This window comes from Micromonospora sp. NPDC048909 (assembly GCF_040649635.1).
Taxonomy (GTDB): Bacteria; Actinomycetota; Actinomycetes; order Mycobacteriales; family Micromonosporaceae; genus Micromonospora.
Genome location: NZ_JBEZFU010000002.1, coordinates 335,947 through 352,762, shown reverse-complemented (window position 1 = coordinate 352,762; position 16,816 = coordinate 335,947). Strand labels below are relative to the sequence as shown.

Annotated in this window: 11 protein-coding genes and 1 pseudogene; 7 read left to right on the top strand and 5 right to left on the bottom strand. The window is 76.5% G+C overall.

Annotated elements, in window-relative coordinates; translation table 11 throughout:
- The first annotated feature begins 3 nt into the window (after window positions 1-3).
- The gene (locus tag AB0C04_RS07810) at window positions 4-609 is read left to right on the top strand and encodes a DUF3043 domain-containing protein (RefSeq protein WP_357049975.1); all 606 of its coding nucleotides are present in this window, start codon (window positions 4-6) and stop codon (window positions 607-609) included.
- A gap of 156 nt (window positions 610-765) precedes the next feature.
- Window positions 766-1,326, top strand: coding sequence for an XRE family transcriptional regulator (locus tag AB0C04_RS07805; RefSeq protein ID WP_357050768.1), 561 nt, complete (start codon window positions 766-768; stop codon window positions 1,324-1,326).
- A 7-nt stretch (window positions 1,327-1,333) separates the two neighbouring features.
- On the opposite strand, the gene AB0C04_RS07800 is transcribed toward AB0C04_RS07805, so the two are convergent.
- The 3 genes from AB0C04_RS07800 to AB0C04_RS07790 are packed head-to-tail and all read right to left on the bottom strand — an operon-like array spanning window position 1,334 to window position 3,889.
- The gene (locus AB0C04_RS07800; protein ID WP_357049972.1) at window positions 1,334-2,380 is read right to left on the bottom strand and encodes an ATP-binding cassette domain-containing protein; all 1,047 of its coding nucleotides are present in this window, start codon (window positions 2,378-2,380) and stop codon (window positions 1,334-1,336) included.
- Entirely contained in the window at window positions 2,377-3,192 is an 816-nt protein-coding gene (locus tag AB0C04_RS07795) for an ABC-2 family transporter protein (protein WP_357049969.1), read from the bottom strand. Before AB0C04_RS07795 ends, AB0C04_RS07800 begins: the two co-directional genes overlap by 4 nt.
- Window positions 3,185-3,889, bottom strand: a complete 705-nt coding sequence (locus tag AB0C04_RS07790; RefSeq protein WP_357049966.1) for an ABC-2 family transporter protein — start codon at window positions 3,887-3,889, stop codon at window positions 3,185-3,187. The genes AB0C04_RS07795 and AB0C04_RS07790 overlap by 8 nt, the downstream gene beginning before the upstream one ends.
- Window positions 3,890-4,275: 386 nt before the next feature.
- Between AB0C04_RS07790 and AB0C04_RS07785 the strand changes: the two genes are divergently transcribed.
- Window positions 4,276-9,531, top strand: coding sequence for a WG repeat-containing protein (locus AB0C04_RS07785; protein WP_357049963.1), 5,256 nt, complete (start codon window positions 4,276-4,278; stop codon window positions 9,529-9,531).
- A 100-nt stretch (window positions 9,532-9,631) separates the two neighbouring features.
- Window positions 9,632-10,630: an aldo/keto reductase family protein gene (locus AB0C04_RS07780; RefSeq protein WP_350872232.1), complete on the top strand. Its 999-nt coding sequence runs from the start codon at window positions 9,632-9,634 to the stop codon at window positions 10,628-10,630.
- Between the two features lie 115 nt (window positions 10,631-10,745).
- On the opposite strand, the gene AB0C04_RS07775 is transcribed toward AB0C04_RS07780, so the two are convergent.
- A complete protein-coding gene (locus AB0C04_RS07775) occupies window positions 10,746-11,543 on the bottom strand; it encodes a site-2 protease family protein (protein ID WP_350872230.1) in 798 nt (265 codons plus the stop codon).
- On the bottom strand, window positions 11,543-11,743 hold the full coding sequence (locus AB0C04_RS07770; RefSeq protein ID WP_350872228.1) for a hypothetical protein: 201 nt from the start codon (window positions 11,741-11,743) through the stop codon (window positions 11,543-11,545). The genes AB0C04_RS07775 and AB0C04_RS07770 overlap by 1 nt, the downstream gene beginning before the upstream one ends.
- A gap of 366 nt (window positions 11,744-12,109) precedes the next feature.
- On the opposite strand from AB0C04_RS07770, the pseudogene AB0C04_RS07765 reads away from it, so the two are divergent.
- From AB0C04_RS07765 to AB0C04_RS07755, 3 genes and pseudogenes are all read left to right on the top strand, one after another.
- A pseudogene (locus tag AB0C04_RS07765) lies at window positions 12,110-12,919 on the top strand (serine/threonine-protein kinase); the annotation flags it as partial.
- A 1,205-nt stretch (window positions 12,920-14,124) separates the two neighbouring features.
- Complete coding sequence (locus AB0C04_RS07760) at window positions 14,125-16,053, top strand: bifunctional adenosylcobinamide kinase/adenosylcobinamide-phosphate guanylyltransferase (RefSeq protein WP_357049958.1); 1,929 nt, start codon at window positions 14,125-14,127, stop codon at window positions 16,051-16,053.
- Window positions 16,043-16,816, top strand: a complete 774-nt coding sequence (locus AB0C04_RS07755; protein ID WP_357049955.1) for an adenosylcobinamide-GDP ribazoletransferase — start codon at window positions 16,043-16,045, stop codon at window positions 16,814-16,816. Before AB0C04_RS07760 ends, AB0C04_RS07755 begins: the two co-directional genes overlap by 11 nt.

Genomic DNA, 16,816 nt, shown 5'->3' with positions numbered 1-16,816 from the left:
GGCGTGCCGTCGCTGTTTCGCCGCAAGTCCGCCGACCTCGTAGACGAGGCTGTCACCTCCGTGACGCCCGACGAGGCGTCCACCGCTGAGCGCTCCCGGGGTTACACCCCGGCCAAGGGGCGTGAGACCCCGAAGCGGCCGACCGTCGGGCGGCGTCCCGGTGGCGGCGCCCCCAGCAAGCCGCTGACCAAGGAGGAGGCGCGGGAGCGCCGCCGGCAGCTGCGCGCCGAGTCGGCGGCCGAGTTCCGCCGCGAGGGTGGTCCGCGCGACCGCGGCCCCGAGCGGCTGCTGGCCCGCAACGTGGTCGACTCCCGGCGTACGGTCGGCACCTGGTTCTTCGGCGGCGCGCTGATCGTGCTGATCGGGTCGAACGCGGCGATGCCGCCGGTGGTCCGGCTCGTCTCCAACCTGCTCTGGGGCGCGTTGGCCCTCGGCGTGGTGGTCGACTCGATCCTGATCTCCCGCAAGATCGGCAAGCTGGTCCGCCAGCGGTTCCCCAAGACCGACCAGCGGATGGGCTCGCTCTACCTCTACGCGATCATGCGGTCGATCACCTTCCGCCGGATGCGTACCCCGGCGCCGCAGGTCAAGATCGGCGACAAGGTCTGACCCGCGGCCGGCGGTGACCGTCATCGGCCGCCACCGTAGCGGTCGCGGCGTTGTCGCGAAGCCTCCCGGCCGCTGGCGTTCGTTGTAGCGTACGAATGGTCCACCCTGGTGAACCTGGTCGACTCGTTCGTCACACCGAACACCGACGGAGTGCAGATGGCCGCCGACTCGGCTCCCCCGCTGGCCACCATCGCCGCCGCGCTGCGCCGGGAGCGGGAACGGATCGGCATCCCGCTCAGCGAGCTGGCCAAGCGGGCCGGGATCGCCGAGTCCACCCTCACCCAACTGGAGGCGGGGACGGGCGACCCGAGCGTGGAGACGCTCTGGGCGCTCGGCGCCGCACTCGACGTGCCGTTCAGCCGCCTGGTCGAGCCACCACGGGCGGCCGTCCGGGTGATCCGGGCCGGTGACGGCCCCCGGGTCCGCTCCGAGCACGCCGATTTCGCCGGCACGCTGCTCAGCGCCGGCTCGGCGCACCTTCGCCGGGACATCTACCTGGTCGAGCTGGAGCCCGGCGCGGTCCGCACCGCCGACGCGCACACCCCCCGCAGCGTCGAGCACGTCGTGGTGGCGGCCGGCCGGCTCCGGGTCGGCCCCGAGACGGACCTGGTCGAGCTGGGACCGGGCGACTACGCGACGTTCCCCGGGGACGAGCCGCACAGGTACGAGGCGATGGTCCCCGGCACCTTCGCGGTGCTGGTGATGGAGCACCCCTGAGCCGCGCTCACCCCGTCGGGGCGGCCTCGGCGGCCGGGTCCGGCCCGGCCGGCGACGGCAACCGGGGCACCGAGCCGTCCGCCGAGGCCGGGCCGCCGGCCGGTGCGCGGTAGAGGCGGGCCACCACCTCCTCGATGTCCGGTTCGACGACCGCGATGTCCCGCAGGCTGACCAGCCCGGCGAGGCCCGAGACCACCTCGGCCACCCCGGCGGACTCCAGCGCGTACACCAGGCGGCGGCCGTCCGGGGCGACCTGGCGCAGCCGCGCGCCGGGCAGGGCCGGCGGCTCCGGCACCGGGGCGTCCAGGTCGGCGACGACCAGCCGGCGGGATCCGTACCGGCGGTGCAGCTCGGCGATCGAGCCGTCGTGCACCACCCGGCCGTGGTCGACCACCACCAACCGCTGGCAGAGCCGCTCGATGTCCGCGAGGTCATGGGTGGTCAGCACCAGCGTGGTGTCGCCGGCCCGGCCCAGCTCACCGAGGAAACCCCGGACCGCCTGCCGGCTCACCACGTCCAGTCCGATGGTCGGCTCGTCGAGAAAGAGCACCTCCGGACCGTGCAGCAGCGCGGCGGTCAGCTCGCCGCGCATCCGCTGGCCGAGGGAGAGCTGCCGGACCGGAACGTCCAGGAAGCCGTCCAGATCGAGCAGGGCCCGGCAGCGGACCAGCCGGGCGGCGTGCTCGGCGGCGGGCACCCGGTAGATGTGCCGGAGCAGGCCGAAGGAATCCCGCAGCGGCAGGTCCCACCAGAGCTGCGAGCGCTGCCCGAAGACCACGCCGATGCGTCTCGCGAGCTGGACGCGCTGGGCCACCGGGCGCAGCCCGCAGACGCGTACCTCGCCGGCGGTGGGCATCAGCACGCCGGTGAGCATCTTCAGGGTGGTGGACTTGCCGGCGCCGTTCGGGCCGATGTAGCCGAGCATCTCGCCCCGCTCCACCCGCAGGTCGATCCCGTCGACCGCCGCCCGGACCCGGTTCTCCCGGCGCAGCCGGCCAATCTTCACCCGTACCGTGAACTCCTTGCGCAACCCGCGCGTCTCGATTGCGGTCATGACCCCGTACTCCGGTAGTGGCGGATGCCGAAGCGCCAGGCCACGGCGGCGGCCGCGGCGGCGAGCAGTGCGACGCCCGGCGCGGCCCAGCCCGCCCAGGCCGGCAGGCCGAGCGGGTCGGCCCGGCCGAGCAGCGCCAGCGCCGGCTGGTAGCTGACGAAGGCGAAACCCAGGCCGTACGCGAAGAGCGCGCGGAACCAGCCGCCGTAGACGGTGACGGGGTACGACGTGAAGTCGCGCCCGCCGTAGGTGACCGAGTTGGCCAGCTCGCCCGACTCGATCCAGAAGAAGGAGACGGTCGCGGTGGCCACGAAGACCGAGCCGAAGAAGACCGCCCCGGCGACCGGGGCCAGGACCACCAGCAGCGCCCGGCCCGGCGTCCAGTCGAGATCGGCCGAGGCGACCGCGACGATCCAGACGGTGAGCCCGAACAGCGCCCGGGAGACCTTGCGCAGCGGCAGGTCCATCAGGAGCAGCTGCGGCAGCGCACCGAGGGGCCGCAGCAGCACCGCGTCCAGCAGGCCGGTGCGCACGTAGCGGGGGATCCGTTCGATGTTGCCGACCAGCAGGTCGGCGGTGGCGAACGCGAACGCGGAGAGGCCGACCATCAGCAACGCCTCGCGCAGGGTGAACCCGCCCAGCTCCCGGGTCACCCCGAAGATGACCAGCACGGTGACCACGTCGAAGAGGGTGGCCCCGAGGTTGCCCACCAGGTCGATCGCGAACGAGGCCCGGTAGGCGGTCTGCGACCGGGCCTGCGCGCCGAGCAGCGCCCGGTACGCGGTCAGGGCCCCGCCCCGTCGGTCAGCCACCCTGCACCACCAGCCGGTGCTCGGCGCGGCGCTGCACGAGTCGGCAGGCGGCCAGCAGCAGCGCGGCCCAGCCGACCTGGAGGGCGACCAGCCCCACCTGCACCGGCGTGGGATCGCGCTCCACCAGCACGTCGAGCGGGGTCTGGAAGATGCTGGGCAGCGGGGTGGCGATCCACAGTGGCAGATAGAGCCACTCCGGCAGGAAGCGCAGCGGAAAGTAGAGCCCGGCCAGCACACCCGAGCCGAGCGTCCAGAGGATGATCGGCCCGCGGACGTCGTCCAGCCAGTAGGCGGTGGTGTTGACCAGGAACCGGCAGGCGAAGCAGAGCACCACCGCGACGCCGGCCGAGACGACGAAGAGCGGTGCGGTGGGCCAGCGGGCCGGCAGGTGCACGTCGAAGAAGAGCGGCCCGACCAGCACCGGTGGCAACAGCCGGACCACCGCCGCGTACCCGGCGCGGCCCAGGTCGGTGGCGAGGTAGGCGGTGACCGGGTGAACCGGCCGGAGCAGGTCGGTGACGACGTCGCCGGTGCGGATCCGGTCGGCCAGCTCCGTCCAACCCCAGAGCAGGACCACGGCGAGCAGCCCCTGCCCGACCCAGACGAAGGTGGCCAACTGCGCCCGGTCGTACCCGGCCACCTCGCCGGCCGCGCCGGCCACGGCGAGCAGCAGATAGCAGCGCAGGAAGCCGAACACGGAGTTGGTGACGATCCCGGCCAGCGCCGCCTGGCGGTAGGTGGAGTATCGTCGGAAGCCGGATGCGGCTATAGACCCAAATGTCCGAAACCATCGGATAACGTTTGAGGTGGTGGACGGTGCCACAGTGGCGGTGACCGAGCCCACGCCGATACCCTCCATCCGCAGCCACGCCCTGCCGGAATGGGCGACTCTACCGGCGGGTCGGGTGCCCAGCGCGACAATTGGCAACGAGGTGACAACGCCGTGAGCGAGCGGACGCGAGCCGGCCACCGGAGCGCGGTCGTCGGCGACCGGACGCCCGGTGGACACCGCCTCGCGGCCGCGCCCGCAGACCGTCAGGGGGACACCGGCACGCGCCCCGGGCGTGACGACGGGCCAACCGGATGAGCAGCCGGTACGCCGACCGGTGGTCGGATCCGGCCGAACCGTCCTGGGTGGTCGAACCGACCCACGAGTGGCACCCACAGTTCCCCGGCCAGCGCTACCCCGGCGACATCGGCGTCCAGCACGCACCACCGCCTCGGGGACGGGCCGCCGTGGTCGGCCGGGCCGACGTGCCCCCGCTCGCCCCGGCTCGTCCCGACGGCACCTACCTGGGCCGGTCCTGGGCGGATGACCCACCACCCGAGGGAAACTGGGACGGCGGCGGCCGGTACGACAGCCGCGAAGGACGACGGCACGACGACGAGCCGTACCGCCGCCCCCATGCCGAGCCGTCCTGGCCCGACGAGCGCCCGGCGGCCCGCCGACCCGCGGCGGACGGTCGTACCGAGTGGTCCGACCGTCGCTCCCGGAGTGAGGAGCGCCACGGCCGGGACAACGGCTGGCACCGCGAGCCGCCGGAGCACGACCGCCACGAGACCCGCCCGTCCCGGTCCGAGCCGGTCGGGCGCAGCCACCCGTACGCCCCGCCGGTCTCCCCCGCGCCCCGCCACGACTCGGACTGGATGCCCGAGCCGGAGGAGGAGCAGCCCCGCCGCCGCGACGGCGCCGAACGCCCGGCCGCCGGCCCCGACCGCCGACCGGCCGAGGGCAACGGCCGCACCCGTTACCCGTGGGGGCACGCCGCCGAGCGGGAGCGCCAGCCCGACAGCCGTCACCCGGACGACCGCTACGCCGACGGCGGCCGGGACCGCTCCAGCCCGCGCGGCGCCGCCGCGCAGCCGCGGTACGACGACCGGCCCTACCGCCCCGACCGCGACCCCGCCGGACCCCGTCCGGGCGACGACCGGCCGCGCCGGCCGGAGCCGGACCGCACCGGCCACTCCCGGTACGAGGACGACCGGGCCCACCAGCCCGACCACCATGGACGCCCGCGCTACGAGGTGGACCCACGCCACGAGACCGAGCGGCGGCACGAGCCCGAGCGGCGCTACGTGGCCGAGCGACGCCACGACGTCGAGCAGCGCCACGAGCCCGAGCCGCGCCGGCAGCAGCCGGCCGAGGCCGCCGGCCGCGCCGAGCCGTACGCCGACCGCCGACCGCGCGGAGATTCACGGCCGGAGGCGTACCGCGAACCACGGCCGCAGCCGGCCCCCGAGCACGACCGCGGCCTGCCCTGGCCCCCGCCCGGCCCGGTGCGCCAGGACGGTGGCTGGCACTCCGCGCAGCGCGCCGAGCCCAGGCCGGAGCAGCGCCGGCCGGTCGAGCCCGGCGTGCCGCCACCGGCCCGGCCCGAGCCACCCGGCCGGTACGACGAGCCGCACCGCGCGCCCGGACGCCCCGCCGGCCCGGCGACCCCACCCGGCCCGCCGAGTCGGGACATCCCCGTCTCGCCGGCCGCCGGCCCGGCGCCGGTCTCCGGACCGCCGGTCTCCCCGGCTCCGGGCCGACCCACGCCCGTATCCGGACCGCCCGTATCCGGACCGCCTGTCTCCCCCGCCCCCGGCCGGCCCGCGCCCGTCTCCGGACCGCCTGTCTCCGGACCGCCCGTCTCCCCCGCCCCCGGCCGACCCGCGCCCGTCGCCGGGCGACCCGACACCCCGGCTCCCGGCAGGCCCGCGCCGCCGGTCCCGCGCGCTGAGGCCCACCCCCGCCCGATGGGCCCGGTCGCGCCCACCTCGGGCGACCGGCCCGATCAGCCTGGCCACCCGGGACGACCGGAAGCCGGCGGTCCACCATCGGGCCGCGCGGCCTCTCCGCCGTCGGCCGCGCCGGTCTCTCCGGCGTCGACCGGGTCCGTCTCCCCGGCGCCGGTCTCCGGGGCGGCCGGCCCGGTCCAGCGACCGCCCGCCGCGCCCGACGATCCGCCACCGGCCGGTGGCCCGCCGGCCGCCCGGCTCCGGCTGGAGTTCCTGCCGGCCGAGCCGGTGGCCGGACACCCGGCGGCCCCGGCCCACCCGGAACCGCCGTCCCGAGCGGACGCTCCCCCGCCGCGCTATCCCGGGGCGGGCAACGTTCAACAGCGTCCTTCTGCGCGGCCCGACCCGGGTTACCCGACCGAGGATTCCGCCCCGGTCTCGCCGAGCGGCCACCGGTTCGCGCCGCCGCCGCCCGCACACCACGGCGGCGACCGCCCGGCCCCGAGCCGGTGGGAGGACCGCCCGGTCTCGGCGGCCCCGCACGACCGCCCAACCCCGACCCGGTCCGACGACGGTCCGGTCTCCGCGCCGCCGAGCTACCGCCAGCCGGTCTCCGGCCCGCCGGCCGACCTGCCTGCCCGGCCCACGTCGGCGGCGCCGGCTCCGCCGGCCCCCGGCATGCCCCGGGTGTACGTCCCACCGCCCCCGTCGGATCCGCCCGCGCCGGCCGTCCCGGCCGAGGCCGAACCGACCACGGGCACCTCCACCGGTGGACCGGACGCCTGGTTCCAGCCCAACCGCCCCGAGCCGGACGAGTCCGACCAGGACCCCACCGGCGGCGAGGCGCAGACCGACCTGACCGCCGCCGAGCGGCCGGCGAGCCCCGACGACGGCCCCAGGGCGGTCACCGAGCCCGCAGGCGCGGCGGACACCCCGGCCGGGACGGCCGCCGACCCGACGCCGGCGGCGTCCGCGCGCCCGATCTCGCCTGCGCACCCGGCGCCGCCCGCGCAGGAACCGCCGGCACCTGCCGACGCCGCATCGACGCCACCGGCCCATCCGACCTCGGGGCCACCGGCCTTCCCGACCTCGCCGCCGCCGCCGGCTTTCGCGGCCTCGCCGGCGCCGGCCGGCCCGGCGTCGACCGACTCTGGCCGCCCGCCGCACGCCGACGCGACACCGTCGGCCCGGCCGGTGTCCGCGCCGCCGGCCGATGCGACGCCGTCCGCCGACGCCGCGCCCGCGCTCGCCGCCCCGGACGGCACTTCGGTGCCACGCCCGGTGTCCGCGCCGCCCGACGTCGCGCTCGGCGACACCCCGCCGGCACCAACCGTTCCGAACAGCGCCCCCGCACCGGACCCCGCGCCCGGCACCGGACCGTCGCCCACCACCGCCGCACCCGCTGCCCCCATCCGCCCGGTCTCCGCCCCGCCGGCCGCGCCCGTCTCCGCGATCCCCGCCGCGCCCGTCTCCGCGGTCCCCGCCGCGCCCGTCTCCGCGATCCCGGCCGCGCCCGTCTCCGCGGTCCCGGCCCACCCGGTCTCCGCCCCACCCGCCGCCGCCTCGCTGCCGGCGGAGGCCGACGAGCCGCCGGCAACCTCCTCGGCGCTCCCGGCCGCGCCGGCGGGCCTCGACGCGTCGGACGGTGAATCACGCCCGGCACCCGGCACCGGATCCCCGAAGCTGGCCGAGTCCGACCGGTCCGCCTCGCCGGTGGCACCGGTGTCGCCCTCGGCCTCGTCGTCCAGGGTGGACACCGCCGGGGCACCGATCTCCGCGCCGCCGGCCGGACCTGCCGTCGAGCCACCCGCGTCCGCCGTGGTCCCGCAGCCCGCGACGCCCGTCTCAGCCCCGCCGTTTCCCGCCGCCGCGACCCACCCGGTTTCCGCGCCGCCCGCCGGCTCTGTCTCCGGGCCGCCCGCCACGCCCGCCGCCGCGCCGCTCGCGTCGGCCCGGCCCGCTGAATCGTCACCGGCCTCGGCCGAGGCCGGATCCGGCGCCATACCGGTGTCCGCACCACCCGCCGTCACCACGCCGGTCTCGGCGCCACCCGCCAGGCCGGTCTCCGCGCCACCCACCAGTTCGGTCTCTGCGCCGCCCGTTGGGCCGGTCTCCGCGCCACCCGCCACGCCGGTCTCGGCACCACCGGCCGGGCCGGTCTCCGCGCCGCCCGCCACCCCAGTCTCGGCACCACCGGCCGGGCCGACCTCAGCGCCGCCCGCCACGCCGGTCTCGGCACCACCCGCCCGGCCGGTGTCAGGGCCGCCTGCCACGCCGGTCTCGGCGCCACCCGTGGCGCCGCCGGCGCGGAGCGCGGCCGAGCAGGGCGACCCCGAGCAGGTGCTGGCGAGCTACCGGTGGCGACTGGATCCCGGAACGCTGCGCGAGGTGCCGGAGGAGCCGGACGAGCTGCGGACGATCCGGCGGCGGCTGACCGAGAAGCTCGGCTCGGCCGTCGACAACAAGGCCCGCGCCCGGCTGCTCAGCCTGCGCGCGGTGGTCTCCCGGATCCTCGGTGACCTGGACGACGCGCTGGCCGACGGTCGGCTGGCCCTCACCTACGCGGAGGCGACCGGCGAGCTGCGCCGCACCGCGCTCGCCCAGGCCCGACTGGCGCACGTGCTGCGCTGGCGTGGCGACTTCGCCGAAGCGGACCAGCTCTTCGCGCGGGCCAACTCCGCCGAGCTACCCGACCGGCTCCGGGCCGCGCTCTACGAGCACTCCGGCCGGTCCTGCTACGACCAGGGTCGGTACATGGAGGCCTGCCAGCATTTCGAGCGAGCGCTCGACCTGCGCGGCGCGGGGGACGCCGAGCTGCTGGACCGGGTCCGGCTCGGCCTGGACGCGGTCGCCGAACGGGCCGCGGAGCGCGGCTTCGGGCCGTACCCGCGCGGCGAGAACGAGGTGCTGGAGCGCGGCGTACCCCCGGTGCCGGCGCGCGACGGCGCGCTCTGGGGTTTCGCGGACCCCCACGGTGACCTGGTGATCCCGGCCCGGTACGCGGAGGCGCAGCCGTTCCGGGAGGGGCTGGCCTGGGTCCGCCGCCCGGAGACCGATCGCTGGTCGCTGATCGCGCTCACCGGCACCACGGTGATCGAGCCGACATACCTCGCGGCCCGGTCCTTCTCCGACGGCCTGGCCTGGGTGGTGCGGGACGGCAACGCCGGTTGGCAGGCCATCGATCCCACCGGCGACGTGGTGGTCCCGCCCGGCTTCGCCGACGTACGCCCGTTCCGCAAGGGCGTGGCCGCGGTACGCCGGGAGGGCTGGGGCGCGGTCGACCGGACCGGCCGGATCGTGGTGTCGACCCGCTACCACGGGCTGCGCACCGAACTGGCCGACGGCCGGCACGTCGACGGCTTCACCGACGAGGGCCTGGCCGTGGTGGAGGTGAGTGGCCGCCTCGGCGTGGTTGACCGCGGCGGCGCGCTGATCGTCCCGCCGGTGCATCCGGCGCTCGCCATCCACCCGGTCGCCTTCCTGGTCGGCACCGGCACCGGGCGGTGGGGTGCGCTCGACCGGCGCGGCGAGCCGCTGATCGACCCGGTGCACCACAACCGCGACGGCGTCGTCGAAGAGATCAACCGGCTGCTCACCGACACCAACCCGGTGCTCTAGGCGCCTTACCGGGCCGTGCGGTGGGGCCGCTCCGCGAGCCCGCACACACTGCGGGCCGGCCGCGCAGAGGCCGGCACGGCACGGGGATAGGGTCGGGTTCATGGAATTCCGTCACCTGGGCCGTTCCGGCCTGATGGTCAGCGAGATCTCGTACGGCAACTGGATCACCCACGGTTCGCAGGTCGAGGAGGACGCGGCGTTCGCCTGTGTGCGGGCCGCCCTCGACTCCGGCATCACCACCTTCGACACCGCCGACGTCTACGCGGGCACCCGCGCCGAGGACGTGCTCGGTCGCGCGCTCGCCGACGAGCGGCGTGAGGGGCTGGAGATCTTCACCAAGGTGTACTGGCCCACCGGGCCCGGCCGCAACGACCGGGGCCTGTCCCGCAAGCACATCATGGAGTCGATCAACGGCTCGCTGCGCCGGCTGCGCACCGACTACGTGGACCTCTACCAGGCCCACCGGTACGACTACAGCACGCCGCTTGAGGAGACGATGGAGGCGTTCGCCGACGTCGTGCACTCCGGCAAGGCGCACTACATCGGCGTCTCCGAGTGGAAGGCGTCGCAGATCCGCGAGGCCCACCAGCTGGCCCGGGAACTGCGCATCCCGCTGGTCTCCAACCAGCCGCAGTACTCGATGCTCTGGCGGGTCATCGAGGGCGAGGTCGTGCCCACCAGCGAGGAGCTGGGCGTCGGGCAGATCGTCTGGTCGCCGATGGCGCAGGGCGTGCTCTCCGGCAAGTACCAGCCGGGCCAGCCGCCGCCGGCCGGCTCCCGCGCCACGGACGAGAAGTCCGGCGCCGGTTTCATCGCCCGGTTCATGACCGACGAGGTGCTCAGCCGGGTGCAGCGGCTCCGGCCGCTGGCCGAGCAGGCCGGGCTGACCATGCCCCAGCTGGCCATCGCCTGGGTGCTGCAGAACCCGAACGTCTCCTCGGCGATCATCGGCGCGTCCCGCCCGGAGCAGGTGCGGGACAACGTCGCGGCGGCCGGGGTGAAGCTCGACGCCGAGTTGCTCAAGGCGATCGACGAGATCGTCGACCCGATCACCGAGCGCGACCCGGCGAAGACCGAGAGCCCGGCGCAGCGCCCGTGACACCCACCCGGTCCGGCCGGCGCCCGCGCGCCCGGCCGGACCGGGACCGGTCGATCCCCGCTGACCCGTCCCGGCCGGTCCGGGGCCGGGCGACCCCGCCGAGCCGGGTGCCGGGTCAGCCGCGCCAGAAGCGGATCAGGTCGAACCCGGCGGCGTAGAGCCAGGACGGCAGGCCGAGCACGTCGCCGACGGCGAAGACCCCGCCGAAGAACCAGCCGCTGATCCGCGGGTTCCACAGCAGCGCGAAGAGCAGGATGAAGCCGTATGGGGCGAACAGGTCGTACATCTTGCGCCACTGCGGATTCAGCCACGGCTGGATCATGTTGCCGCCGTCCAGCCCCGGCACCGGCAACAGGTTGAGCACGCTCGCGGTGAGCTGGAGGAACGCCAGCAGCGCCACCCCGGCCCAGAACTCGACCGACCCGCCGACACCGATGCCGACCCGCAGGGCCAGCACGAGCAGCAGCGTGAAGAGCACGTTGGTGGCCGGGCCGGCGAGGCTGACCAGGGTGTGCCGCAGCCGCCCCGGGATCGCGTGCCGGTCCACCCAGACCGCGCCGCCGGGCAGGCCGATGCCGCCGAGGAGCACCACCAGCACCGGCAACGCGATGGAGAGCAGCGGGTGGCTGTACTTCAGCGGGTTGAGGGTCAGGTAGCCACGGTGCGCCACGCTCCGGTCGCCGGCCCGGAACGCCACCACCGCGTGGGCGTACTCGTGCAGGCAGAGCGAGACCAGCCAGCCGGAGACCACGAACCCGAAGACGTCCAGCCGGACGTTGCCGATTTCGTTCCAGGCCAGCACGCCGGTGGTCACGAAGAGCGCGACCAGGGCCAGGAATATCGGGCTGGGCCGCAACGCCGCCCGGGGCACGCCGAGCACCAACGGCTCACCGCCCGGGCGGTCGTAGCCCATCACTCGGCCGCGGGCAGCAGGCTCATCCGGTACTCGACCCGGTCGTCCTCGACGAGCGCGACCGAGGTGACGCCGGACGCCGCGAGTTCCCGCCAGGCCTGACCGATCCAGGATTCGGCGTCGGCCTGGCTGCCGAACGACTCCGTCGGTCCCTGCACCGACTGGCCGTCCGTGCCCTCGTACCGCCAGCTCCACGCCATGCCGCGTCTCCCCTCGCCGCCGAAGTCCCCGTGGGACGAACCCTCGCCAGCGTAGTCGGCCCGGCGCGCGACGGCCGCGCGCTCGCCTCCTGTGAGCGCGAGGAGTGAGCTTGCGAGCCCCGCAGTCGCGAACGAAAGGCGGACCTGTGAGCGCGAGGAGTGAGCTTGCGAGCCCCGCAGTCGCGAACGAAAGGCGGACCTGTGAGCGCGAGGAGTGAGCTTGCGAGCCCCGCAGTCGCGAACGAAAGGCGGACCTGTGAGCGCGAGGAGTGACCTTGCGAGGGCGATAGTCGCGGAACGAGCGGCGGACCTGCGGCGGCGCAAGGGGTGGATCGACGCGTCGGCGGCGGCCGGTACGGTGGCCCGGTGCTGACTCGGGGAGTGGTGCTCGGCGACCGGTACCGGCTGGACGAGCGGGTGGCGACGGGTGGGATGGGCGCGGTCTGGCGGTGCACCGACATCCTGCTGGAACGCGAGGTGGCGGTGAAGGTGCTGCTGCCGTCGCTGGTCGCCGACCCCGAGTTCACCACCCGGTTCCGGGCCGAGGCGCGGATGCTGGCCGCCCTACGGCATCCCGGCGTGGTCGCGGTGCACGACGTCGGCCAGGCGGCCCTCGCCGACGGCAGCCGGGTCGACTACCTGGTGATGGAGTACGTCGACGGTGAGCCCCTGGTCGGCTGGGTCGGCCAGGCCGGCCGGCTGGACCCGGCCTCCACCATGTCCGTGGTGGCGCAGGCCGCCGAGGCGCTGCACGCCGCGCATCTCGCCGGCATCGTGCACCGCGATGTGAAGCCGGGCAACCTGCTGGTCAAGCGGGACGGCCGGGTCGTGCTGGTCGACTTCGGCATCGCCCGGTCGAACGCCATGGCCAGCCTCACCGCGGCGCACATGGTGCTCGGTACCGCCTCGTACATGTCCCCCGAGCAGGCCACCGGGCAGCCCGTCTCCGCCGCCACCGACATGTACGCGCTCGGCGCGGTCGCGTACTACTGCCTCGCCGGGCAGCCGCCGTTCGTCGGCGCGAACCCGCTGGAGGTGGCGCTGCGGCACCAGCAGGATGAGCCGGCCCCGCTGCCGCCGGGGACCCCGCCGGCGGTGATCGAGCTGGTGACGCGGGCGATGGCGAAGCGGCCGGCGGACCGGTTCGGCAGCGCCGCCGAGATGGCCCGGGCGGCCGCCGAGGCACGCGACGCCACCCTGGCGACCATCCCGCTCTCCGCCCGGCCACCGTGGGCGCTGGCCGGCCCGGCCCCCGCCGGCCCGCCCGTGCCACCGACGCCCCCATCGGCGACGCCGACGCCGCCCGCGCCGACCCCACCGACGCCGCCGGCGGCCTCACCGGGGGTGTCCGGCGGTGCGCCGACTCCGCCGACTAGCGGGCCGGTCACCCCGGCGGCCCCGTTCACACCGCCGACCGGCGGGCCGGTCACCCCGGCGGCCCCGTTCACGCCGCCGGCGGTCGGGCCGGCCGGCGCGGCCCACCCGGCAGCCGGGCCCGGCAATCCCGGCCCGGCGCCGGTTTCCGCCGGTCAGCCGACCGGCCCGCAGCGGCCGGGCGGGTACCAGGTCGGCGTCGCGTCGTGGCCGGAGCCGGTGGCGGCGGCGGACACCCGGGAGGATCCGCGCCGACCCGCACCGGCCGGCCGGCGGCCGGCCCTGCTGGTCGGCGCGGGCGCGGCCGTGCTCGTCGCCCTGGTCGCCACGGTGGTCGTGATCGCGCTGCGCCCCGACCCCGGCGGCGAGGAGCTGCCGCCCGCACTGAGCGCCGAGTCGGCGGACGTCCCGCAGGGGCAGCTACCGGCGCCGGCCACCACCACCCCGGGCCGCCGGCCCACGGCCACGCCGAGCGGCACCCGCTCGGCGCAGGCCGCACCGAGCGGCACCGCCGGCGAGCCGGGCGCTCCGGCCGACGGTGCCGCGAGCGCCGCGCCGACCGGGGGTGGCAGCGCCCGGCCGACACCGACCACCAGCAGCCCCAAGCCGAGCAAGCCCAACCCGTACACGGCAACGCAGGTCTGTGGCAGCGGCTATCAGGTGATCGACTCGGCGACGCTCACCGGCGGCGACGGCAAACGCAAGGGGCGGGTCTACCTGCTCTACCACGCCGGCAACGGCTACAACTGCACGGTCACGCTCAAGGACAGCGCGGTCGGCACCGCGACCGCGGCCTCGGCCTACCTGGAGGTGCAGGGGCGGGCGCGCAGCACGGACAGCGGCTCGTTCGAGTACTACGCGGGGCCGGTCAAGGCCAGCGCAGCCGGGGCGTGCGTGAAGTGGGGCGGGTCGACCGGCGGGGCCAGCTATGCCAGCTCCTTCGAGCACTGCGACTGACCGCCCGGGCCGGCAGGCAACGCCACCCCTGGCGGCCTTAAGGTACGGGCATGTCGGTTGACGGGTGGAACACGGTCCTGGTGCTGGGCGGTATCCGGTCGGGCAAGTCCGAGTTCGCCGAGTCCCTGGTCAGCGAGGCGGCGGTGGTCCGGTATGTCGCCACCGCACCCGAGGGGGACCCGGAGGACACCGAGTGGGCCACCCGGTTGGCGGCGCACCGGGAACGGCGGCCGGGCAGCTGGACCACCGAGGAGACCGCGGGCGACCCGCGCCGGCTCGCGGACGTGATCGCCGCCGCCGAGCCGAACGAGACGCTGCTCGTCGACGACCTCGGCGGCTGGGTGACCGTGCTGCTCGACCCGGCGCACCAGCCGGCGGACGACACCGCGACCGTCGCCGAGCTGGCCGCCGCGGTGCGTGGCTGCGCGGCCCGGCTGGTGCTGGTCAGCCCGGAGGTCGGCCTGTCCCTGGTGCCGGTCACCCCGGTCGGCCGGGCCTTCACCGACGCGCTGGGCGCGACCAACCGGGCGGTCGCGGACGCCTGCGACGCGGTGGTCCTGGTGGTCGCCGGCCAGCCGTCCTGGCTCAAGCCGGCCGCGAACGCCGCGCTGGCCACCGCGGCGACGCCGGCCGCCGTCCAGCCGGTCGCCGCCCCGCCGGCCGTCGCCCCGCCGGTCGCCGCCCCGCCGGTCGCCGTCAACGGCACCGCCACGGAGCCGACGCCGGAACTGGTCCCGCTGCCGGACGTGCTGACCCCGCCCCCGCCGGTGCCCCCCGTCACCGAGGGCGGCGGCGGATGGTCCGCGCCGACCATGGCGCTGCCGGTGGTCGCCACCGGGCTGGTCATCCAGCCCGGCATGGAGTTGCCGATGCCCGACGAGTACGCCGGGCCGCAGGCGATCGAACGGCTGGCGACCCTCGACGTGCCCGGCGCCGGTCTGGGCGTGCTGGACCGGGTGGTGGCGTTCGCCGCCGCCACCCAGGGCACCCCGACCCCGGCCGCCTGGGGCGCCACCCGGGTGCTGCTGCTGCACGGCGACCACGCGGGCGGGGCCGCCGCCGGCACCATGCCCGGCGAGTCGGCGCGCCGCGCCCGGCAGGCTCGCGCCGGGCAGGGTGCGCTGGCCCGGATGGCCGCCGAGAGCGGCGCCAGCCTCCAGGTGGTGGACGCCCCGACCGCCGGCCCGATCGAGAATGAGCCGGCGCTCACCGGCGAACAGGTCGAGTCCGCGCTGCGCTACGGCTGGCGGCTGGCCGAGGAGGCCGCCGAGTCCGGCGTACAGCTGCTGGTGCTGGCGGCGTGCGGAGCCGGCACCGAGGCGGCGGCCGCCGCGGTGCTGGCCGCGACCGCCGGCGCGGAGCCGCCCGCGGTGCTCGGGCGGGTGGTCACCGATGCCGGCGAGATCGACGACGCGGCCTGGATGCGCCGCTGCGCGGCGGTCCGCGACGCGCTGCACCGGACCCGCCGCTCGCCGCGCGGGGCCAAGGACGTGCTGGCCGAACTCGGCGGCGGCGACATCGCGGTCGCCACCGGTGTGCTGCTCGGCGCGACGGCCCGGCGGATCCCGGTCATGCTGGACGGACCGGTCGGGCTGGCCGCGGGCATGGTCAGCCGCGACCTGGCCGGGCAGGCCCGGCACTGGTGCCTGCTCGCCGACCACGGCGGGCAGCCGGCCGCTCGGCTGGCCGCGGACGTGCTCGGCCTGACCCCCGTGCTGGACCTGCGGTTGGACCTGGGCGAGGGCGTCAACGCGCTGGCCGCGCTGCCGCTGCTGCGCTCGGTGCTGTCGCTGGCCGCCTCGCTGCCGGTCCACCCGACGCTGGGCGGCGCGGCCGAGCCGGACGACGAGGAGACGGACGTCGAGGAGGACCCGGGCGCCGAGCCCGAGTTCACCGAGCCGGAGCCGGCCGGGCCGGGCCCGACCAGCACCGAGCCGGAGGAGCAGCCGGTGGACCCGTCGGGCTGGCGTGCCGGCTGAGCCGCGGCTCGTCGCGGGGGCGCGGCTGGCGCTCACCACGTTCAGCACGCTGCCGGTGCGCGCCGGCCGGATCGACCGGGACGTCGCGGGCACCGCGATGGCGCTCGCCCCGGCGGTCGGCGCGCTGCTCGGCCTGCTCCTCGCCGGGGTGCTACTGCTCCTGGCGGCGTTCGCCACGCCGCTGGTCGCCGCGGGCGTGACGGTCGGCGTCGGCGCGCTGCTCACCCGAGGGCTGCACCTCGACGGGCTGGCCGACACCGTGGACGCGCTCGGCTCCTACCGGAGCGGACCGGGCGCGTTGGAAATCATGAAGAAGCCGGACGTCGGCCCGTTCGGGGTGGTGGCGCTGGTGGTCGTCCTGCTGGTGCAGGCCGCCGCGCTCGCGGAGCTGGCCGCGCGGTCCTGGCCGGCGGCTCTGGCGGCGGTGGTCGCGGCGACCGCGGCCGGCCGGCTCGCGGTCACCCTGGCCTGCCGGCGGGGGGTTCCCGCGGCCCGGCCGGACGGGCTCGGCGCGCTGGTCGCCGGCACCGTCGGGCCGCTGGCCCCGGCGCTCGGCGCGGTCGCCGTCGCACTGGTGGCCGTCGCCGCGGTGCCGGGCCGGCCGTGGCAGGGGCCGCTCGTCGTCGCCGCGGCCCTCGCCGTCGCGACGCTGCTGCTGGCACACGTGGTACGCCGGCTCGGCGGCATCACCGGTGACGTGCTCGGGGCGAACGTCGAGCTGGTCACCACGCTGGTCTACCTGGGTCTGGTGCTGTCCGGCTGA